Raw genomic sequence first — 21,806 nt, forward strand, 5'->3', positions numbered from 1 at the left:
GAAAACTAACGAGGAGTTTTTATTATTTCTTGTTTACCGGACTAGCATACGCAATATGAATAGATGAGTGAACCAGTGAACCAATAAAAAACGCAATTCCCTATACATTTAGTGATGTTGCGCAAGTGTGATTAAAACTTCGACAAAGCCTGATACGCAAAGGGTTGCTCTTAGCAATTAGAATGAAAAAGATAATCTAGAAGGCAAAAAGGCACCCAATATATCCTATAACCTCGAAATGCGTGGTTACTTGGATATCAAGAGTGCCTAAGAAGATAAAACTTTTCGGTCTTTCTATGGCACACCGTGACCTTTTGAAGCGACCCAAACTCGGTACCACTGCTCACGCGTCAATTCAATATTCAGTGCATTAACCGCTGAGTGAACTCGCTCAATCTTACCCGAACCAATAATAGGCATTGGCTTCGATGGTAAACGACGAACCCAAGCGTAAATCACTTCATCAATACTGTTCGCACCGACTTCTTCACGAATCATTTCTAACTCGTTGCGAACACGAACCGCTTGCTCTGTATCACCCGTAAAGATTGAACCACCACCTAGACATGACCATGCCATCGGGCGCACTCGTAAAGTTTGCATCTGGTCTAACGTACCATCGTGTGCAACTTCAAAGTTAAGGGGGTTGATTTCCACTTGGTTAGTCACAAGTGGCTTGCTTAAGCGCGATTGCAAAAGTTCAAATTGACGAGGTGTGAAGTTAGAAACACCAAAGTGCTTCACCTTACCGACTTTATGAAGCTCCGAAAACGCTTCTGCCACTTCATCTGCATCCATCAAAACGTCAGGACGATGAATCAAGAGCACGTCAATCTCATCAACATTTAAACGCTCAAGTGAGTTGTTGACGGATTGGTAGATATGCGCCGCACTAGTATCATAATGATTGATCTTACGCTCAGGTGTTTTATCACCACACAAGTTAATGTCGCATTTGGTCACGATCTGGATTTGCTCACGAACACTTTTATCCAACGCCAATGCTTCACCAAACAGCGCTTCACATTCGTAGTTACCGTAGATGTCAGCATGGTCGACAGTCGTAATACCTAACTCAATATGTTGCTTTAGGAATGACAAACGTTCTTGCGCTGTCATGCCCCAATCTACTGCACGCCAATATCCTTGAACCAGCTCAGAAAACTCTGGACCGTTTGGTGCAGTCACTACTTTTGCAACCATGGGTTTCTCTCCTTTTCTTAATCTGCTTTCATCCTAGTCTTGTTTTACCGTTCGCTCAACGGGTAAACTTTCGCAATTCGAACTGGAGTACGAAATATGTCTTTTGCCCAACGACTCGCCACCCTTATAGGCGAAGAAAGCGTCAGCGGCTTCGCTCGACGCGTCGATGTATCTGAAGCTTTGATCAGGAAATATCTCAAAGGAAGTGAGCCAAGTTTAACCAAAGCGAACCAAATAGCGATGCGAGCAAACTGCTCACTAGAATGGCTAGCGACGGGTTGTGGTTACTTATATCGCCAAGCCGAAGTAGTGGATATGGAGGCTTACAAACTCGCCTATCAACATGTCATGAATGGTGTAATTTCTGGGGAAGAAGAAGCGCAGCACCGCAAATTGGTTGCGGGTTATCAGTATCTACGCGCGCATAAAAAGTCGGATGGATTTTTGGATGAATCTGCGATGGCGACATTTTTGGCTCTCCATCACGAAAACAAAACTGAGGCTTCAGACGTCTAAAGCATAACACTTTAGAAACGGATCACCTTTAGTTCAATCATCTCGCCATCGCTGTTTAACATGACGTTTAATCTTGGCGTTGGCGTGCCAAACTCTTGTGCTAACACCCAGTCAATACTACGTGGCGCTTGCTGTGGATAGCGATTAATAAAGACAATCAGCTCTTTATCTACCTCTTCAGGCGTGGCGTGCCTCATCGCTTCAGAAATATCATATTGTTGCCCATCAATCTCCACCTTCTGCATCACCAGCCCATCTTTCCTCAAATTTAAAATCAGTTCGCTCAAACTCTGGGGTTGGTACTCGGTAAGAAAAGACAAATAGACCTCACGATCTTCTATTGTTGACTCTCCGTAGAGATGCTGATGGTAGTAGTGAAAATCATCCAAACAAAACGCTTCGGTACTATCTTGTGTCTCACATCGATACCAAGCTCCACCTGTCGTTATCGCTTGTTGAATTTGTTCAACAGGAGCACTCGATAATATCGCCTGCCACCATAGATCTTGAGCCGATGTAGTTTGAGAAAATAACCCTGAGAAGATGAGCAAACAAAGAGAAAAGCGCGACATGGTATTACTTGACGATTAAATTTGATGTTATCGAAAACGCTATCTTTGCCCCTATACCTAAGATAAGCAAGTACTCAGCTCGAATTTCAGACACAAAAAAGCGGACCTTCTAGCCCGCATCAATCTTTGTATAAAGCCTAAACCGCGTAATCCATCACGCCGAGAACCATTACGAGAAAACAGAATGCCATACCAAAATGGAATTATCAACACTTCATACGGTTATTTAAAATAAGTAACGGGGAAGATAATAGGCATTAAAAAGGCGCACCTATGCGTGCGCCTCTGCCTCGTGACTCAATCGTGAGTATGCGAATCGGGAAGTCTATTGATGCATCCCGAACAAATAACGAGGAATTTCTGTAGGGTTTGAATCCATCCAAATTGTGTGTAAAACCTCACATCCCTCCTTCTGAAGCAGTCATGTTGCTTTACACTTAAAGCATGGTTCATTTTGCTCAGAAAACAAGTTTTACCGATAAAAAAATAGTGCCATATATGGGATCAATAGCACAAAGTTTATCAATATTTAGACAATCGACACTTGAACCGCTCAATAGTGGAAAGCTAAATTGCATCTTTATTGATTAGGTCTAGACTCTCCTGAGCGTATAATTTCTTCCGTCCCTTCCAATCTGTAGTCAGGAGAATCTGTTAATGACCAAACGCGAGAGAATTGTGAAATCTGTGTTAGCGCACGTACCTAAAGATGCGATTAACCAGTTTGTCTCTCGAGGGTCAACGCCAACTTCATTTTCCGTCCTCTTTATGGCGGCCATCGTTGGTACGCTAGCAGGTCTTGTCGGCACTTACTTTGAGATTGCTGTTCACTTTGTTTCTGAAACCCGTACTGAGTGGTTAAAAAGCGAAATCGGTAGCGTGCTGCCTTTGTGGCTGGCCGCAATCTTAATCAGTGGTGCATTAGCATTCATCGGTTACTACCTTGTGCACCGTTTCGCACCAGAAGCCTCTGGCTCCGGCATTCCTGAGATAGAAGGTGCAATGGACAATATTCGCCCGGTACGTTGGTGGCGTGTCATCCCGGTGAAGTTCTTTGGCGGTATGGGCGCACTTGGCTCAGGTATGGTTTTAGGTCGTGAAGGTCCAACTGTACAAATGGGTGGCGCGGTTGGTCGCATGGTTACCGATATATTTCGTATTAAAGACGATGATACTCGCCACTCTCTATTAGCATCCGGTGCAGCCGGTGGTTTAGCCGCGGCGTTTAATGCACCGTTAGCAGGCATCATGTTTGTTGTTGAGGAAATGCGTCCTCAATTTCGCTACTCTTTAATTTCTATTCGAGCAGTGATCATTTCGGCGATCATGGCAAACATTGTGTTTCGCGCGATTAACGGTCAAGAAGCGGTAATCACCATGCCGCAATACCAATCACCGGAATTACAATCATTATGGTTGTTCTTGCTACTCGGTTCTTTGTTTGGCGTATTTGGTGTGATTTTCAATAAGCTAATCACCATCGCGCAAGACAGCTTTGTTGCCCTACATAAAAACGACCGTAAACGTTACTTGATCACAGGTACTATTTTGGGCGGTGTGTTTGGCTTGCTACTGCTTTATGTTCCTCAGCTAACCGGCGGCGGTATTGGCTTGATTCCAGACATTACCAACGGCAACTACTCAATTTCTATTTTAGTTATGCTGTTCGTTGGTCGTGTGATCACTACCCTACTTTGTTTTGGTTCTGGTGCACCTGGTGGTATCTTCGCTCCAATGCTGGCTTTGGGCACATTGTTTGGCTATGCATTTGGAGCAAGTGCAGACATGCTGTTACCTTCATTGACTATCGAACCAGGTGTCTTCGCAATTGCAGGCATGGGGGCTCTATTTGCCGCAACAGTACGTGCGCCAATCACAGGTATCTTACTGGTTATCGAGATGACCAATAACTACTACCTGATCCTACCACTTATTATTACCAGCTTAGGCGCAGTAATAGTGGCGCAATTACTTGGTGGACAACCAATTTACAGCCAGTTGTTACATCGTACGCTTAAGAATGACAAGCTACGTCAACAAGATCTGCCTGAAAACCAAGCTTAACCTAATATACCCAAGGTACTTGGGTGTACCGGCTCCAAATTATCTTTCACCATTAAGATTCTTTTGGAGCCAGTAATTCTACTTTTTTGCAAGTCTCTACATAAATCTCCTACCAAACTCACAAAATTCCCATTCTCTGGAATTTACCTATCATAATGAAAGGTAAGAAGACGTTAAACTTGTTAGTATTTGCGCCTTAAATTAGAGCAATTAACCCATTTCTGGAGCCGTTTTGAACTGGAAAAGACTTGTGCAGTTTTATAGTGTTCCGCCGTCACAAGCGGCGTTAGCACTAGGCATGATAGGGCTTGGACAAGCTTGGGCTTTGTACATTCCACAGATTGGAGAACCAATAAGACCATTTCTTGCTGCACTCGGAGCTCTTCTTCTTACCCCGGTTCTACTTAAATACGCCACCAGCCCTCGACTGTTTATGGCGGACATCAAGCACCCACTGAGCGGTAGTTTAATGGCGCCAATGAGCATGGCGTTACTCATGCTGTGTGACTATCTTGCCGTGGTAACGCCAATCATTGCCTACCCGCTGTGGTTTATGGCGGTGTTACTGCATTTCACGATGATGGTGCTGTTCTTTGGTTTTCAAATCATGAACTTCAAGATGTCGAACATAGTGCCAAGCTGGTTTCTTTATCCTGTGGGCTTGATCAGCTCTTCTCTTGCTGGCTCTCAGTTTGGACACAACGTGTTTTCTGAAACTTTGGCGATGATGTGTATCGGCATTTACTTCTTCATGTTGCCTTTGGTGTTGTATCGCTTGGTATTCTTTGGCTCTCTGCCGCGTCGAGCACGACCAACACTCGCGATCATGGCTGCGCCTGTGAATCTTTCTCTGGCTGCGTACCTAGTCAACTTTGCGCAACCAGATCCGATCCTGACGGGCGCACTGGCAGGCATCGCCATTACGATGACCTTGTTAATTTATCTGTGTTATTTCCGTTTGATGCGTTTGAAGTTTCAACCATCTATCGCAGCGGTCACCTTTCCTTCCGTGATCAGTGCGATTGCAATGCATCGTCTCACCACATTCTTCGCGGAATCTCACCCGCATTGGCATTGGTTACACGATTTTGGATTTCTAGAACTAAGCATCGCAACCGTGCTCGTGGTTTGGGTGTCTGCTGGTTATGTCAAAATGTACTGGCCAGAGCTTGTTAGGACACCATCGAAACAAACATAAAAAACGGCCTCATTGTGAGGCCGTTTTCTTTTGTCTTCAACGAGCAACGTTACCCGATGAACTTCGACACAAAATTGCTGATGTTGGTCATGCTTGATGCCGCCATTACCACCACAATCGCAATTCCCGTAAAGGTTAAATAGACCGGATGCTTGTAGTCACCCACAATATCTTTTCTGCGTGTCGCTACCAACATCATGCCTAGTACAATTGGCAAAATAATGCTGTTAACCAAACCTGCAAGCATAAGAAGTAGAATCGGCATGTTCATGGTCACTGTGCCAAGTGATGTGATAATGATAAAGCCAACGCACCACACTTTCTCGTTACGAGCCACGATTGGGAATAGAGTTTTGATCAGGGAGATGGCCATGTACGAGTTCCCCACAACCGAGGTAATCGACGCGACAAATAATACCAAGCCAAAAATGAAGTAACCCACTTCGCCAGCACCTTGACGGAAGGCATCAGCAGCCGGGTTTGCAGAATCCAACGTTGCGCCTGTCGCAATCACACCAAATACGGCTAAGAACAGCAGAATACGAATCACCACTGCAATAGAAATGCCCGCCCAAGCCGCGGTTTTAATCGCCGGAACCTTGTCTTTTCCTTGTAAGCCGATATCAACCAAGCGTTGTGCGCCCGTATAGTAACCACCGACGGCACCACCCACAATGGTCAGTGTTGGGAGCAGTAAGCTACCAATATCTGTCGGCATCACCGCTGCGCTCATGGTTTCACCCATTGGTGGCAAACTGGTCATTGCAACGTAAGCAATCAGAATGATCATAAACAGACCAAGATAGCGCGCCATCTGATCCATACGTTTAGATGCATTGTGCACCACAAACAGCAGGCATCCCACAACCCCGGTAAACAAAGCCCCCCAGGTAGTATCAACCCCTGTTAGCACATTGATGCCAAGTGCAGCTCCACTCACGTTGCCAAAGTTGAACGCTACCGCACCAAGAGCAAGGAGAATACCCACCACGTAGCCCATGCCCGGAGCTACTTTATTGGCAATGTCTTGAATACGCATGCCAGATACACCCACAATGCGCCATAAGTTCATCACGATACCGAAAGTAATGAACATGGATGCAAAGACTGGAAACGCCATGTCAATTTTGTAGATATTGGTGAAGACTGCTGTCTGAGTTAAAAAGCCAGGACCAACAGAAGTAGTCGCCATTAAGAACGCGACACTAAGAATAGCTTTCTTTTGCCAGCTATTTTCCGAGGCTTGTGCAGAAGTCGGAATAGAAGAGTGAACGGTAGTTTGTGTGGTCATGCCAAGTCTCAATATTGTTGCCTTTCTATTATTAGAAAAAAGAAAGACAACTGACCGAGATCAGCTGAACTTGAAGAATCAGATAAGCAAATCAAATAAGAGAGAAAACCCTCGCAACCGTTTGCTGGGCGCGGATATTAAAGGCAACTCAAATAACTGTCAACACGAAGTTCGATAAATGATTTTTGTCGTCTCAAATCCATCTTATCTATGACTTTCAGATAGATACAAAAAAGGATGGCATTTACCATCCTCTTAGAAACTTGCTTGATTACTTAGCGTAAACCGTGGAAAAACTCGGCACGTGTCGCTGGGTTGCTTTTGAAAATACCACCCAATGCTGTCGTCGTTGTTTCGCTGGTTGCATCCATAACACCACGAGATTTCACGCAGTAGTGCGTTGCATCAATAGTCACCGCCACATCATCTGAACCTAGCAACGTTTGAAGTGCTACAAGAATTTGCTGTGTCATACGCTCTTGAACTTGAGGGCGCTGTGCAAAGAAGCGGACAATACGGTTGATCTTAGACAGACCAATGATTTTGCCACGTGGGATGTAAGCAACGGCAGCTTTGCCATCGATCGTAACAAGGTGGTGTTCACAAGTACTGGTCACTGTGATGTCTTTCACGCGAACCATCTCACTTACATTCATCTTGTTTTCAATCACAGTGATTTTCGGGAAATTGGCGTAATCTAGACCGGAGAAGATTTCGTCCACGTACATCTTAGCGATACGATGCGGCGTTTCCTCTAGACTATCGTCAGTAAGGTCAAGTTGAAGCAAACTTAAGATCTCACGCATGTGGTGTTCGATCTTCTCTTTCTTCTCTTCACGGCTTACATTGTTTGGGCGCATTGGCGTTTCCAAACCACGTTGCTCTAGCGCTTCTTTTACTAACTTCGCTGACTCGCTAAGACCTGACATTCCACTTCCTCTTTTGTTACTTCAGCCGATTGTACAAATCCAACCAAAATTGCATTCATACTTTTCGCTTTGAGTTGCTCAGTTCGTGTCTTTCCACCAAGTCACATCAAATGAAGGTACTGAGCTGATTTTCTTGAGCTCCGCAGGTTTTTTACCCCTTTCGGATGGCTGACAAGGATACTCGGATTTTTGAATAATTACACCCATATTTTATAGGTGGACATTCTTACTCGGTCCCCTTTTTATGGTAAAGTTGCCACAAAACAAAAGAACACAGGATTTTCTCAATGGGCTGCTGCGACGCACCTGGCTTGATGCCAATTGAAGAAGCGATGGATAAAATGCTATCGCGAATCAAACCTATCCAAACCACTCTTTCTCTTCCACTTGCTGATGCTCTTGGCTTTGTACTGGCAGAAGACATCTTGTCTCCTATCCATGTGCCACCATTCGATAACTCAGCAATGGACGGTTACGCAATTCGCATTCAAGATCTTGAGTCGTCTTCGGTACTGCCTTTGGCGGGCAAATCATTCGCAGGGCAACCTTTTGAAGGTGAATGGCCTCAAGGTACCTGTGTTCGCATTATGACTGGCGCAAAAATCCCTGAGGGTTGTGACGCCGTTATCATGCAAGAGAACACCGAAGTAACGGATGCAGGTGTTCAGTTCAACCAAACGGACGTGAAGCCACAAAACAACATCCGCCCAACAGGTGACGACATCAAGCAAGGCGACATTGTACTTGCGCAAGGTGCTCGTTTAACGCCGCGTGATATTCCAATGATTGCGTCTCTTGGCGTCAGCCATGTGACCGTCGTTCGTAAACCAAAAGTGGCGTTTTTCTCTACTGGTGATGAGCTAAAACCACTGGGTGAATCGCTAGAAGAAGGTCAAATCTACGACAGCAACCGTTACGGGATCAAACCGTTGATTGAAAACTTTGGTTGTGAAGCCGTCGATTTAGGCATCATCCCCGACTGCCCAGAAACACTCAAAGCGACCTTTGAAAAAGCACAAACGTTGGCTGATGTCGTTGTTACCTCTGGTGGCGTCAGCGTTGGCGAAGCGGATTACACAAAAGACATTCTTGAAGAACTTGGTGAGATCGGTTTCTGGAAACTGGCAATCAAGCCAGGTAAGCCTTTCGCCTTTGGTAAGCTAAGTACTGCTTGGTTCTGTGGTCTGCCGGGCAACCCTGTTTCTGCGGTGCTAACCATGTACGTGCTTGTTCAACCGATGTTGGCAAAACTCGCAGGACATACAGAGTGGAAGGCTCCGGAGTCTATTCCAGCGACAACCAAAACAGCATTTAAGAAAGCACCGGGGCGTACCGATTACCAACGTGGCATCTATACCTTAGAAGATGGCAAGTTTGTGGTTGAAACAACAGGTAACCAAAGCTCTGGTGCATTCCGATCAATGAGCCTAGCGAACTGTTTTGTTGTATTGGAGCGTGAACGCGGCCGCGTCGAAGTAGGCGAAACGGTTCAGATTCAACTATTCAACTCAACCCTTTACTAGGAAGTCGTTGTGGATATTCTTTCTGATCAGGAAATGTTGCGTTACAACCGCCAAATCATTCTTCGTCAATTTGACTTTGATGGGCAAGAAGCACTTAAGCAAGCATCGGTATTGATGCTTGGTGCTGGCGGTTTAGGCTGCGCCTCAAGCCAATACTTAGCGACTGCCGGTGTAGGTAAAATCACATTGATTGATGATGATATCGTTGAGCTATCTAACCTACAGCGTCAAGTGCTGCACCACGATGCAGATATTGGTCGTAAGAAGGTCGAGTCAGCGGCTGAGGCACTAAGGGAGCTAAACCCACATATTGCCGTGGACACCATTGCAAAACGCCTTGATGATACTGAGCTCAAAGAACTCATCGAACAACACACTATCGTTGTAGATGCATCAGATAACGTAGATACACGCAACCAACTCAACCGCTTGTGTTTTGAAACAAAAACACCATTGGTTTCGGGTGCAGCTATTCGCATGGAAGGGCAAGTAAGCGTATTCACTTACGATGATCCTACTCAACCATGTTACCAGTGCTTAAGCGCCCTCTTCGGCAGCGGTGCGTTAAGTTGTGTCGAAGCCGGAGTCATGGCGCCTGTTGTGGGTATTGTTGGCGCCGTTCAAGCGATGGAAACAATTAAAGTCATTGCGAATTACGGTCAACCCAAAAAAGGGAAGATTTTAATCCTTGATGCACTCAGCATGTCTTGGCGAGAAATGAACCTAATGAAAATGCCAAGCTGCCCGGTTTGCAACTAACCCACCTTGTTTAAATAAGCCCGCTTTTGCGGGTTTATTTTTGACTTCTACAGAACAAAAAACCGCCCGATAAGGGCGGAAAGTCAGCTAGGCGACTGAACAAAGGAACTTTAAATACTAAGACCAACTCACTTCACGCACTAAGCCACTCTTATATTCATTTCTCAGGTCGATACCCGTTCGATAATCGACGATATCTTCAATAGTGAGTACTGGCATTCCATGGCGCCTTGCAAACTCAATGGTCTCTGGCAGTTTCGCCATGGTTCCATCAGGGTTAGTCAGTTCGCAAAGGATCCCTGATGGGACTAAGTTTGCTAGATACATCAAATCGATCGTACCTTCGGTATGACCTCGACGGGCCAACACGCCATTTGTTTTCGCAACCAGCGGAAAAACATGGCCTGGTCTTGCTAAATCTTCTGGTTGAGCATCAAAATAAGTGGCCGTTTTGACCGTTGTAACGCGATCTTTCGCAGAGACCCCCGTGGTCACTCCTTCTTTCGCTTCAATCGAAACCGTAAAAGCGGTCTGGTTTTTACTGCAATTATCTTTCACCATCGGAGGAAGATCTAACCAATTGGCGCGTTCCTCCGTTAAGCACAAACACACGATACCGCTGCCTTCGCGGATCATGAGCGCCATTTGTGCTTCAGTAAGATGCTGTGCAGAGAAGATAAGGTCGCCCTCATTCTCGCGATCCTCATCATCCATTAATAGAACACCAAGGCCATTTTTCAGAGCCTCAATCGCTCTTTCTACCCTTTGTACTGGAGTGCCAAACTCATCTAGTAGTGACGTTGAGCTCATAGTTTCTTCTCCCCAATTCTGATTACAAATAAGCGAACGCATCCGCGTAAAGTTGCTCTGGTTCTGCTCCTCTTTTGTCACAGAACCAATCACGAGCGACTTCAACCATTTTGCAAGGACCGCACAAGTAGATATCGAACTCAGCTAAGTTACGGAAATCACTCATCACACACTCCAACACCTTTCCTTGCTTAGCGTATTGCGGACAGGTTGATATTTCAGTGACTGGCACGTAACTGATATTTTTGTTTTCAAGCGCAATATCCACCAGTTCGTCATGCACATACAGGTTATCCATATCCTTGGCACCCCAATAGACGTAAATCGGCTGGGTAAACCCTTGCTCCAAGCTATTTTTCAAAATACTAAGGGTGTACGACATTCCGGTCCCGCCTGCGACCAATAACAAGGGTTTGACACTCTCATCACGCAGCCAAGCCTCGCCTCGCGCCTCACTTACTTCAACCATGTTACCGCAGACCCACGAATTGGTGAGTTCTTCCATCACAAGCGTATTTTTCTTGCTGATATCTGAGCCACCAATATGGAGTTCTAAAAACGCACAATTTGAGGGACATGAGGCTATAGAAAACGGTAAGCTGCCAAAGCTTAAGCTAACGTTAATGTACTGCCCTGCCCTAAACTCAAAAGGCTGACTCGGCTTGAGCAACACTCGGAATATGAAGCTTGTTAACGGCTCAATTTTTTCTATCGAACATAACATCTCAGTTGCCCCCTTCACTCTTAGCAGTAAACGCTTGAGACATACTGAGAGCACACCCCTTCATACCTCGCGTCTTAACTCTTCTAACGATCTCAACAGTGGTTCCTGGACGATCGCCTTCTTCTTCTCGCACAATGCCGATGTCATCCGTCACTAGAAAACATGGATAGCTAACCGCCGAGGCATCCATATAGCTCATCAGTCCTGGCTGGCCATGAGGAAGCGGCTTTAATGTTTTAGGATCCAGAGCTCTTGCAAAGACCCAAGGCGGTACACGCTTTTTGTGTTCTGTATCTTCAAAAAAGCAGGTGTTCAGTTCAACTTGATTAAATGTGTCTCGAATCTGCTCTGGGCTTTCTAAGGTAAAAGTCTCACACAAAAGTTGGTTGAACTCGTCTCTATCGAGCGATTGATCCTGATGTTTTTTCCAGCCGCCGCCAGTGATGATGTAAAGATCGCGACCACCATTGAAAGTTTGACCTTGCTCGCGCATGAAACAGCACAGTAGATAGATAAAATAAGGAGGGCCGATAAGACAAATGGTTTTACCAGACTGCTTAATACGATTCATATTAGCTAGCGTCGCCTCAAAGTCGATCTCATCCTCAGTGACAGTAAATGCGGTCGGATAAAGGAGCTCGACTAAGCTCATGACGTATTTGAACCAAATATTGTTGGCATTAAAGCGATCTGGGCCTAAGTTCACCAACTCCATCTGATGGTCAAACCAATCACCAACGTAATTCATACCGAAATTTACTGAGCCAAGAAGCCGCTCAATACTGAGTCTATCTCGTGCAACAATACTTTTGATGCCACTAGTGCCACTGCTAGTAAAGCGATTCTCGACCTCGTCATCGTCAAGTGTTAGTAGGGTCTTCAACTTAAAAATAGAAGTAGGGAAAACGGGGATATCGTTGAGATCTTCCACCACCTCTCCGACTCCCAGCCTCTCGCAGAACTGACGATAATCATCATTATTGTGGTAATGGTATTGATATGCCCCTTTAACAAGGCGAGATGTCAGCTGTTTTTGTTCCTGCAATGACCATTGCTGAGGAGTTCCCATGAAAATCAAGTCATCGATTTCTGTGCTCGCTGCGATATTTTCCTGCTTAACCGCTGAAAGTACGTCCATATAAATGCCTCTATTAGTTAGCGCTATCGCGCGAAAAGAATGGTGATATAAGGGGCATCGCTGCCCCTTCAGCATCAGTTAAACGTTACGAGTGGTATTTGACGATGTTGGCGTTTACCACATCGATAACCGCTCTTTGCTGCGCTTTATCTTCCATCGACTCAAAAGACATCAATAGGTCCGCAGCACCACAACACTCAATCGCAACTCGCGCTGCCTGAGTACTTTCTTCATAAGTACCGATGGCATTTTCTGACAACAGCTCTCCCATTTTTTGCTCAAAGTCGGTATTTGAGTAAGATTCACGGACAAACTCTTCCAAATACACGCGAGCTTCTGCCCTTGCTGCTTCACCATCTACATTTTGGTTGACCAGCAGCGTCAGCTTGTGTCGAACCTGACTAACATCGACACCATGTGCCTGAGCAACTTCGTGGTACAAACCGGCGTATTCTTTTCTTTGAGCGTTTGAGTCGTCCCATCTAAACACGAGTGGAAGCCCTAACTTAGCCGCCCATTCAACCACTTCTTTGCTCGTCGCATTCACAAATTGCGCAGGACCGCCTTCAGTGAACGCGTGTGGGTTAACGGAGATTTTAGGAAAACTATAAAAATCATTGTTTGGATGGCAGTACCCAGTAGTGAATGCATCATTGATGATCTTGTGACACTCACTGAACAACTGAAACTGAGAATCCGTTGGTCGATTAAAGAAGCGCATATCTGCACTCTTTTCACAATCACTAAAGCCAAAGGCAAAACGGCCTTCACTCATTTGGTCAAGTAGACACGCTTCTTCCGCCACACGTACTGGATGATGCGTGGTAATAACGTGATTCAACGAAGCCACTTTGGCGTTCTTTGTCATACCAAGTAAAAAACCAGCCACTGTTAGTGGGGCACCAACCACACCATTGTTCGAGAAATGGTTTTCGTAAACAGCCAACGTGTCAAACTTCAACTGATCTACGTAATGTGCGGTATCTAACATTTCTTCGATGACTTGATCAGAAGAACGCTTTGAATTCATAAAATTGAGGAAGAATAATCCAAATTTCATGTCTCTTTCCTTTTAGAAAATATTAATTACTGTTTTTCTTTGAGATATGGCATCACATCAGACTGGAATAGCTTCATAGATGCGATAATTTCTTCTTCAGAACCGTTTGCTTCAAAACCACAACAAATATTGTCAATACCCGTCGCATCGATATCTTGCTGGATAATCGCGATACACTCTTCAGGCGTCCCTACTGGGTTGATTTCGTAGCTGTAATCAATTCGGCGATTGGTGTCTTTGTGGCCTTTCAACACAAAATCACGCCATTGACCTTTATTGAAGTCGTAACCTTTTGTTTGGTCAGAGTCGTCAAAAATCTTGGTGGCATTCACGTATGAGTCGTACCAATGGCCCAAGAAGTTGCGGCAAATATCTTTGGCTCTATTTGAGTCATGATCGACGGAGGTGATGTAAGACAAACAGTGGTCAATCTTAGTCACATCGTAGCCATGTTCAGTCGCGACTTCGTTGTAAAGATCAAGCTGCGCTTTCTTCTCGTGAGTGTTGATGATCCAGCTTAGAATCATTGGTAGGCCACGCTCTGCAGCCCATTCTGTCGTTGATGCTGACTCCGCGACGACATAAACAGGAGCACCACCTTGTGTGTAAGCCGATGGATTCAGTTGGATTTTCGGGAACTTAATATGTTCGTTATCCGCCGCGATATAGCCTTCATTGAAGCCTTCTTTCATCAAGTCATACCAACAGTCCATTAAGGCTCGGCTGTTATCCATGTCTGTACCAAAGACACGAAAATCTTTATCGTACAAACCGCGACAAATACCAAAACGGAATCGTCCTTTTGACATTTGATCCAGTAGGTTTACGTCTTCTGCTTGTCGAACCGGATGGGCAGTCGGCAATACGATAGCTGCAGTGCCAACGTTGAGCGTTTCTGTCGCACCTAATAGGTGTGCGGCAGCAACATAAGGATTCCCTAACAACCCAAATTCAGTGAAGTGGTGCTCTAGCAACCAAACGGTGTCGAAGCCACAACCTTCAGACGCTTTGCCCAGATTAACCAATCGCTTCATCACTTCGGTCTGAGATAGCTCAGGTGGCTGATAAGTGAGAAGGAAGTTTCCAAATTTCATAACATTTCCTTATTTGTTGGTATTACGATAAGACCTAAGCCATTTCTGGCGTACGGCTTTCAATTTCCGCTTTCAAGCGACGTTCATTCACAGTCGCGATGGTGAGTTGTTCAAAATCAGGCTCGATAAAGTCGACGTCGATTTCTAAGCTGCCTCCATCCATTGCGATGGCGGCTTTGGTGACGGATTGGTAAAAATTACGTAACACGACCAAGTTTTCGCCCAAGTCATGAGAGCTACCAAGCAAGGAGTAGAGCTTGCAATGCCCAGTGCGGATATGCGCTAACATGTCATAGACTTCTTCTTGCTTAACCCAATCATCGTTGTTAGCGGTAAAGGCGATTAAAGGAACCGAGGTATTGGCTACTTTGTCGAGAGTAGAATCTAAGGTATCCCAGTGATGCTCGAAGCAGTCGCGAACGAACACTTCAGAACCAAGCTTATGACCTTCAAAATCAAGATCGTTTGGTAGCTCATCGATAGGCAAACTGAGGTAATCAAAACCAAGCGCTTTTTCTAGTGTGTCACGCAAGTTCACCACACCAACCGCAGTAATCAGAAAAGACAGCTCCAGATCAGAGATAACTTCATAGGCGACACGAGCTGAGAGACTTGCCGCAATCAAGCCAATGTTTTGTGTGCCCTTGGTCTGCAGCCAGTGATAAACAGTGCACAAACTATTTTTGCCCGTCGTCATGGTGAATTCATCAATCGAACCCGAGCTGAGCCCCACATGATGAAGAGAATCGTAACGGAACACATGGAAACCATTTTCAGATAGATACTCGGCCAACCCAGCAAAGTGATCCATTCTTCTGGCAAAACCAGAAGCAATTAAAATGGTGTTATTTTTAGAAGGCACATTTTCTTTTGGGGGCGTTTCCCAGACGTGGAGTTCCTGACCATTGTTCACGCGCAACACGTGTGCAATAGTCTTGCATTGATTATTCATTGTAATTTTCCTTATTTAAGGGACGAAAACCAAGAATTTATCTTCTTCAAGAAAGCGGGTTTGCTCTATTTCGACAGATACATCCTTAGTGGTGAAGTTATATGGTCTTTCATGAGAAACAAATCGAACTAAACGTTGAAGAGGGCGCATTGCATCATGTGCGCCACCAGCTCTAAATATATTATTCATCCCAGATTCAACGATTCTTTCTACCCCTTTTGCGGCGAATGCATCTCGATATTTCTTGGAAGATTCCCATGGATAAAAAGAAATCGTTTGTGTTTGATGTTTTTCTATATATTGAACAACATCATCAACCTTATTTATTTTGTGGACATAAACGCAACGACTTAATGGATGGTTATATTCAACCCCGGGCTCTGACTCGATGATCATCCAGTTATTTTCCGGTTCTGATATAACTTTCAAACCAGAAAATTGACACTCAAGACGAGTCATAGAAAATAAAGCTTCATCATCAAAACTTTGTTTTGATTTTGGTAAAACTTCTTGATAGAGATTCAGTTTTTCAACAAGTTTTAATTTAAATTCTTCATACTTATCTCCAGAAAAATAAATATTCTGAGTAGAAAAGCAGGCATTTTGGTCATAAAAGCAAATATCATGGGCAACACCCGAGGCGGCTTCTTCTAGATCGGCTGGATGGTCTAACACGGTAAAACTCTTCTTTGGACCAAACTTCAAAACATCGATATGTGAAGGAGAATGCTTAACCGCCCAATCAATGGCATCCCGCCCCCCCCAAGCAACCACTGCATCCATATGACTGAGTAACTCTTCAGCGAGTGTCGTATCCGATGCATGAGGCCAATACAATACGGAGATGGAACGAGAAATTGGATGATTCGGATCGACGTCAATAAAGCTCATCGCTAGCGCGTGGGCAGTAAAAGGATCCGATGCTGACATTCTCACAATACATTGATTTCTCGTCAGTATGCCTCGTAGTATTGAGGTCACACCGGAGAGAGGAACATTCCCCGCAAGCAAATGCATCGTGCGTCCTTTAGGAAAAGCCCTCACATAACACTCACCCTGCGGTAGCCATTCATCTTGTATATGCGTAGAGCCAAGTTCGGTATCAATAATGTCGTAGAGCGCACTCTTAGAGCAAAGGATCATTGCAATCCAATTTGCCTCTAGTTTTGCCATTTGTGGTGAATACCCCAAATAAGTAATAAGAGACCGAATATATGCCCTTCTTCTTGAATACTCTTCGCTCTTCCAACGCTGCCCCGTTGTATAAAGAAAATTGATGATGTTATTAATATTTAGATCATTTAAATAATCATGATTCACCATCTGGGTTAAATGAAGATTATTAAAGGAATCAATCTTAACTTTTTTTTCTTCAAAACTGATCTCAAATCGATTTTCTTCAGTAGAAATAATTTGTCCATTTACTATTAAAGGTAAGTGTTTTTCCATATCAAGAGCTTCTCTTTTAAATTTTGGAAAACATTAATTCCTTGGATCATTTTTTTAAAGTTAATTAAAAACTTTTAACCAAATACATTAAACAGTTCAAAGTAACGAGAACTATTATCACTTAATTTAATTATAGTTCTTCTTATCTATAATTAGTCGTAACACTTAACAAATAACTAAACTTCAAACACTTTAGTTTTTGATTTTATCAGCGCTATTAAACACTAGCGGAATCATACTCATAAATATTGCATAAATTATTAATGTTATTTGTAACACTATAAATAAGTAATGATGTTTAAGTAGTTGTTACTACTAGATTTAACTGTAATTCCTCAGTAATACCCTCTCAGCCAAAGTAGTACTTTCGGTGAAAAAGTATGAACTTCATGAGAAACCACTAATGGGGTACTTCCTATTGGCGAGTGTACAAGTTAGATGTGTGACAGTGTACGTGCGGAGCTCTTTGCAAAGCGCAGGTTTTGAACTCGGATTTACCCGCTTAAAGCGATTGTCATTTTGAGATTCATATTAAAAAAAATAAAAAACTTACATCTAAAGCATTGATATTAAGGGCATTATCAGTTGGCACATTCCTTTCATTGCATATATCACGAACCAATGAGAGGGCGAATTATGAAAAGGACATCACTGTTACTTGGGACTTTAATGGCAAGTGCATATGCACAAGCCACGCCGTTCGACACCTGCCCAAGCAAAGCATACCTATTTCAATCAACCCCAGTTCAAATCTATGGCGTCAATTTGGTTACAGGTTCTACTACTCTTTTAGAGGACGACACGGGTTTAGCTTCGGGTATTAACGGCGTGGGCTTTGACTTCACTGACCGTTACATTTATGGCTACGACACTACGAACAAAAAGATAGTTCGATTAGGGAAAGACTTTCAAGCAGAAACACTGAACGTTTCCGGTCTACCTACCGATCACACCTTCTTTGTGGGTGACGTCTACAATCACGTTTACTATTTGTACCGTAAAGGGAAAGGTCTATTCTCCATTGATCTCTCCCCACTAGACTCGGATCCAAACGCAACATTAAACATCGTAAAGATTAGCTCGACGGCGACTGTCAACCTTACCGACTTTGCGTTCCATCCCGGTGACGGTTCTCTTTATGGTATCGACAACAACTCTGGTGTCCTATACCAGTTCAATCCATCAAATGGCAATGCAACTGCAATCGGTGATACTGGCGAAACAGGCACATTCGGCGCTGGTTATTTCGATGTAAACGGCAACTATTATGTATCACGTAACCAAGACGGTAAGATCTATCGTATCAACTTGTCTTCAGAAAACGCCGCTAACATTGCAGCAGGGATTGTTCCGGCAGTTGAGTTTGTCTCAAACGGACCAAGCTCAAGTCAGAATGATGGTGCACGTTGTGCAAATGCACCTGTTATTGATGAAGACGATCCTATCGATTTTGGCGATGCACCCGATAGTTACAGTACAACTCTAGCTTCTAACGGACCTCGTCACGAAGTCGACGACGTAACTTGGCTTGGTTCTGTCGCCCCAGATGGTGACGCTGACGGTCAAGCAAATGATAACTCCGTGGGCACAGCAGATGAGGATGGTGTTGGTTTTGTATCCGCGCTTGATCCTGGCTTAAGCTCCATTGTGAATGTCACCGCCTCCACTTCTGGTTATCTGTCTGCGTGGTTTGACTGGAACCGCGATGGTGACTTTGATGATGAAGGCGAACAGGTCTTTACCGATGAACTGCTTTCAGCCGGAAATAATCCACTGCCATTCGTTGTTTCTACTGCGGCAACAGAAGGTTCGAGTTGGAGTCGATTCCGCTTCAGCCAACAAACTGGGTTGAATTACGACGGTGGTTCGACATCTGGTGAGGTCGAAGATTACCCTATTGCGATCACGGGAAATGGGTATTCTGTTGAATACTTCCCAAGTGCAGAAAGCTTCGCCACCGTTGCTTATGAAGATAACTGGCCCTACACAGCAGACTACGACATGAATGACGTTGTCGTGACTTTCCAAATCACGGAAACCAGCTTAGATGGTCATGTAGAGAACATCCAAATCACTGGTGACTTGGCTGCGTACGGTGCAGACTACAAAAATGGGTTCGCCATCCGCTTACAGGGCATCTCGAGAAGCGCGATTGAAAATGGTCTCACAACACTCTCTTTTAATGGCATTGAGCAGGCGTCCAACGGGCTAGAAAGCATTTCTGACGAAGCAATATTCATCATTAGTGAAGACTTGAGCCAACATGCCTCGAGCGGTTGTAACTTCTTTAGAACAGAAGCTGGGTGCGACGACAGCGTGTCTCTCACCTTTACTCTAAACGTCTACTTTACTGAAGGCTCTGACCGTTCATCCATACAAGCGATGCCTTACGACCCGTTCATCTTCGCGACTCCAGGAACTTACCATGGTGACGGCATTACTTTCCAACCAGGACGTAAATGGGAAGTTCACTTAGCCGACCAAGCGCCAACAGAGCAATTTGATGACCAAAACCTCTTCGGTGTTGGTGTGGACGCAAGTAACCCTTCACAAGGTGTGTACTTTAAAACTGCGAACAACCTACCTTGGGCACTATTAATCGTTGAGGATTGGGATTGGCCACTCGAACGTATCGATATGGTTGAGGCTTATCCTCAGTTCAAAACATGGGCTGAATCTGCTGGCGAGTTAGGTACAGATTGGCATACCGCTCCAACACCAAACAAGTGCTACATTCCATAGGGAGAGAACATTATGAGAACTTTAATTACAATCATCATGGGATTAGCTTTAACAGCATGTGGCGGTGGTGGTGGAGGCGGTACGAGTGCGCCCCCTCCACCGACACAGACTGCAGTGCCAGATGAAGATCCTACAATGCAAGATCTTGAAGTGCCCGATGGCTTTAACTACAACCCTGTAGTACAAGGCTCATTAAATGTGGATATCAGCGGTTTCTCTTCACAGCGTGCACACCTAAGCGTTTACAAAGATTTCAAAGAGAGTGGTTCTGGGAAATATGACGCAAAATACCCGAGCAAAGTGGCCTCTGTACCTCTGAATAACGGAACCGCAAACTTTGACTTCAACGTCTCAGACAGCCAAGGGAATCTTCTTGTAGAAATCTGGTTTTATGATGGCTCGGACCCAATACAGAAAGTGATTTCTTCAGGTGATAGCAATTGGATTCTTTAGCCAAAACAAGCTGAAAACGTGAAGATAGAAAACAACTCACACTTAAAAATCGCATCGTTCTTTTGAACATGCGATTTTTTTGTTGTAAAACAGTAAGATTATTAATGCGGCGGGAAAAATACGTTGGACAACCCCAAAACCTACATCTTGGCTTTTGTTAGTGGCATTGCTCTGTTGTGTTTGGCTCTATGGCTAACGTCCTCAGAAGAAAAACAGTTAATTACAGCGGAAGTAATATCGAACACCTTAACGCAATCACTGGACGGTCAAAGACGTTACTTAACAGTAGAATCTGACGTTTTGGGGCTCAAACGAGTCGCAGTACCCACAAATGTTCAGTGTTCAGAAGGTGCTATTGTCACATTTAGCCAAGCGACTGATTCTCTCTTCGAGCAACCGCTCACGTTTATAAACTGCGAATGAGCTTAAGCTGTTCACGGCAAAACATTCCATACTACTGTGAGGAAACTAAAGACGATGCAAGCACTGATCACAACAGATGAACTCAAAGAGCTCATCAGCCAACCCAATGTCAAACTCCTAGACGCCAGCATTGCTTTTCAGATCCCATCAGAAGGCAAAAAGATCAAAGATAAATGGATACCTAACACTTTGCGCTTTGATTACGACAACGACTTTTGCCTACCTAACTCCAACCTGCCTCACATGATGCCAACAGAGCAAGGCTTTAATAGCAGTGCTCAACAACTTGGGTTAAATAACGAAGATGTGGTTGTGGTGTATGACAATTCCGGCACTCTTGCCGCACCAAGAGCTTGGTGGATGTTCAGAGCGATGGGTCATCACAACGTATGCATTCTAAATGGGGGGCTTCCGGCTTGGGTTGAAGCAGGACTACCCATTGTCGATACCTTGTCTCAACCAACAGAGATTGGCAACTTCACAGGTAAACTAAACCCAGATGCATTCTTAAGCGCGCATACCGTGTTAACCCATTCTAATAATTGCAGTGCAAATATTGTCGATGCTAGAGCTAAAGCCCGCTTCCTAGGTGAAGTTCCTGAGCCAAGAGAAGGGTTACGCAGTGGACACATTCCTAATTCAGTTTGCTTGCCGTTTCAAGAACTCTTAACGGACGGTCACATTAAGCCAAATTCCGAGTTGCAACAGATATTTAGCCGATTAACATTAGACAGTGATAGTTCAATCATTTTTAGCTGTGGTTCCGGTGTGACCGCGTGCATTTTGTTGCTCGCCGCCTATCAAATTGGTCTGCAGAATTTATCAGTCTATGACGGCTCTTGGACTGAGTGGGGTGCCGATGAAACCCTACCAATCGAGCATTAATATCAGGAGCAGTAATACGAT

20 protein-coding genes are annotated in these 21,806 nt (G+C 44.5%); 9 read left to right on the forward strand and 11 right to left on the reverse strand.

Annotation, left to right across the window (positions count from 1 at the left end; genetic code table 11):
* Positions 1 to 294: 294 nt before the first annotated feature.
* Entirely contained in the window at positions 295 to 1,203 is a 909-nt protein-coding gene (locus VHA02S_RS16290) for an aldo/keto reductase (RefSeq protein ID WP_005452353.1), read from the reverse strand.
* A 96-nt stretch (positions 1,204 to 1,299) separates the two neighbouring features.
* On the opposite strand from VHA02S_RS16290, the gene VHA02S_RS16295 reads away from it, so the two are divergent.
* Positions 1,300 to 1,719 carry a helix-turn-helix domain-containing protein gene (locus VHA02S_RS16295; protein WP_005452354.1) on the forward strand — a complete coding sequence of 140 codons (420 nt, stop codon included), beginning with the start codon at positions 1,300 to 1,302 and terminating at the stop codon, positions 1,717 to 1,719.
* Between the two features lie 11 nt (positions 1,720 to 1,730).
* On the opposite strand, the gene VHA02S_RS16300 is transcribed toward VHA02S_RS16295, so the two are convergent.
* Complete coding sequence (locus VHA02S_RS16300) at positions 1,731 to 2,291, reverse strand: hypothetical protein (protein ID WP_005452356.1); 561 nt, start codon at positions 2,289 to 2,291, stop codon at positions 1,731 to 1,733.
* A gap of 657 nt (positions 2,292 to 2,948) precedes the next feature.
* Here VHA02S_RS16300 and clcA point away from each other — a divergent pair.
* Positions 2,949 to 4,355, forward strand: a complete 1,407-nt coding sequence (gene clcA / locus VHA02S_RS16305; RefSeq protein ID WP_009697296.1) for a H(+)/Cl(-) exchange transporter ClcA — start codon at positions 2,949 to 2,951, stop codon at positions 4,353 to 4,355.
* Positions 4,356 to 4,587: 232 nt separating this feature from the next.
* Entirely contained in the window at positions 4,588 to 5,553 is a 966-nt protein-coding gene (locus tag VHA02S_RS16310) for a TDT family transporter (RefSeq protein WP_086028774.1), read from the forward strand.
* A 49-nt stretch (positions 5,554 to 5,602) separates the two neighbouring features.
* Here the strand turns inward: VHA02S_RS16310 and VHA02S_RS16315 are convergent, their stop codons facing one another.
* Positions 5,603 to 6,844, reverse strand: coding sequence for an NRAMP family divalent metal transporter (locus VHA02S_RS16315; RefSeq protein WP_005452361.1), 1,242 nt, complete (start codon positions 6,842 to 6,844; stop codon positions 5,603 to 5,605).
* A gap of 275 nt (positions 6,845 to 7,119) precedes the next feature.
* Positions 7,120 to 7,773, reverse strand: a complete 654-nt coding sequence (gene folE / locus VHA02S_RS16325; protein ID WP_038897466.1) for a GTP cyclohydrolase I FolE — start codon at positions 7,771 to 7,773, stop codon at positions 7,120 to 7,122.
* Positions 7,774 to 8,060: 287 nt separating this feature from the next.
* On the opposite strand from folE, the gene moeA reads away from it, so the two are divergent.
* Positions 8,061 to 9,296 carry a molybdopterin molybdotransferase MoeA gene (moeA, locus tag VHA02S_RS16330; RefSeq protein WP_005452364.1) on the forward strand — a complete coding sequence of 412 codons (1,236 nt, stop codon included), beginning with the start codon at positions 8,061 to 8,063 and terminating at the stop codon, positions 9,294 to 9,296.
* Between the two features lie 9 nt (positions 9,297 to 9,305).
* On the forward strand, positions 9,306 to 10,055 hold the full coding sequence (gene moeB / locus VHA02S_RS16335) for a molybdopterin-synthase adenylyltransferase MoeB (RefSeq protein WP_038897467.1): 750 nt from the start codon (positions 9,306 to 9,308) through the stop codon (positions 10,053 to 10,055).
* A 117-nt stretch (positions 10,056 to 10,172) separates the two neighbouring features.
* Here moeB and ribB read toward each other — a convergent pair whose 3' ends face one another.
* From ribB to luxC, 7 genes are all read right to left on the reverse strand, one after another.
* Complete coding sequence (ribB, locus tag VHA02S_RS16340; RefSeq protein ID WP_038897477.1) at positions 10,173 to 10,865, reverse strand: 3,4-dihydroxy-2-butanone-4-phosphate synthase; 693 nt, start codon at positions 10,863 to 10,865, stop codon at positions 10,173 to 10,175.
* Between the two features lie 22 nt (positions 10,866 to 10,887).
* Positions 10,888 to 11,589, reverse strand: coding sequence for a flavin mononucleotide reductase LuxG (gene luxG, locus VHA02S_RS16345; protein ID WP_038897468.1), 702 nt, complete (start codon positions 11,587 to 11,589; stop codon positions 10,888 to 10,890).
* A 1-nt stretch (position 11,590) separates the two neighbouring features.
* The gene (gene luxE / locus VHA02S_RS16350; protein WP_038897469.1) at positions 11,591 to 12,727 is read right to left on the reverse strand and encodes a long-chain-fatty-acid--protein ligase LuxE; all 1,137 of its coding nucleotides are present in this window, start codon (positions 12,725 to 12,727) and stop codon (positions 11,591 to 11,593) included.
* An 85-nt stretch (positions 12,728 to 12,812) separates the two neighbouring features.
* Positions 12,813 to 13,787 carry a luciferase subunit beta gene (luxB, locus tag VHA02S_RS16355; RefSeq protein WP_010991820.1) on the reverse strand — a complete coding sequence of 325 codons (975 nt, stop codon included), beginning with the start codon at positions 13,785 to 13,787 and terminating at the stop codon, positions 12,813 to 12,815.
* A gap of 26 nt (positions 13,788 to 13,813) precedes the next feature.
* Positions 13,814 to 14,881 carry a luciferase subunit alpha gene (luxA, locus tag VHA02S_RS16360; RefSeq protein ID WP_010991819.1) on the reverse strand — a complete coding sequence of 356 codons (1,068 nt, stop codon included), beginning with the start codon at positions 14,879 to 14,881 and terminating at the stop codon, positions 13,814 to 13,816.
* A 34-nt stretch (positions 14,882 to 14,915) separates the two neighbouring features.
* Positions 14,916 to 15,833 carry an acyl transferase gene (locus VHA02S_RS16365; protein ID WP_038897470.1) on the reverse strand — a complete coding sequence of 306 codons (918 nt, stop codon included), beginning with the start codon at positions 15,831 to 15,833 and terminating at the stop codon, positions 14,916 to 14,918.
* 15 nt (positions 15,834 to 15,848) lie between these two features.
* Complete coding sequence (gene luxC / locus VHA02S_RS16370) at positions 15,849 to 17,282, reverse strand: long-chain-fatty-acyl-CoA reductase LuxC (protein ID WP_038897471.1); 1,434 nt, start codon at positions 17,280 to 17,282, stop codon at positions 15,849 to 15,851.
* 636 nt (positions 17,283 to 17,918) lie between these two features.
* On the opposite strand from luxC, the gene VHA02S_RS16375 reads away from it, so the two are divergent.
* The 4 genes from VHA02S_RS16375 (at position 17,919) to VHA02S_RS16385 (ending at position 21,785) form a co-directional block, all read left to right on the forward strand.
* A complete protein-coding gene (locus VHA02S_RS16375) occupies positions 17,919 to 20,024 on the forward strand; it encodes an LruC domain-containing protein (protein WP_038897472.1) in 2,106 nt (701 codons plus the stop codon).
* A gap of 12 nt (positions 20,025 to 20,036) precedes the next feature.
* Positions 20,037 to 20,477 (forward strand): hypothetical protein, encoded by a 441-nt coding sequence (locus VHA02S_RS16380; protein ID WP_038897473.1) that lies wholly within the window; start codon positions 20,037 to 20,039, stop codon positions 20,475 to 20,477.
* 123 nt (positions 20,478 to 20,600) lie between these two features.
* Positions 20,601 to 20,900: a hypothetical protein gene (locus tag VHA02S_RS26365; RefSeq protein WP_080640334.1), complete on the forward strand. Its 300-nt coding sequence runs from the start codon at positions 20,601 to 20,603 to the stop codon at positions 20,898 to 20,900.
* Positions 20,901 to 20,954: 54 nt separating this feature from the next.
* Positions 20,955 to 21,785, forward strand: coding sequence for a sulfurtransferase (locus VHA02S_RS16385; RefSeq protein WP_009697290.1), 831 nt, complete (start codon positions 20,955 to 20,957; stop codon positions 21,783 to 21,785).
* The last annotated feature ends 21 nt before the right edge of the window (positions 21,786 to 21,806 follow it).

The organism is Vibrio harveyi NBRC 15634 = ATCC 14126 = KCTC 12724, assembly GCF_001591145.1.
In the GTDB taxonomy this organism is placed as follows: domain Bacteria; phylum Pseudomonadota; class Gammaproteobacteria; order Enterobacterales; family Vibrionaceae; genus Vibrio; species Vibrio harveyi.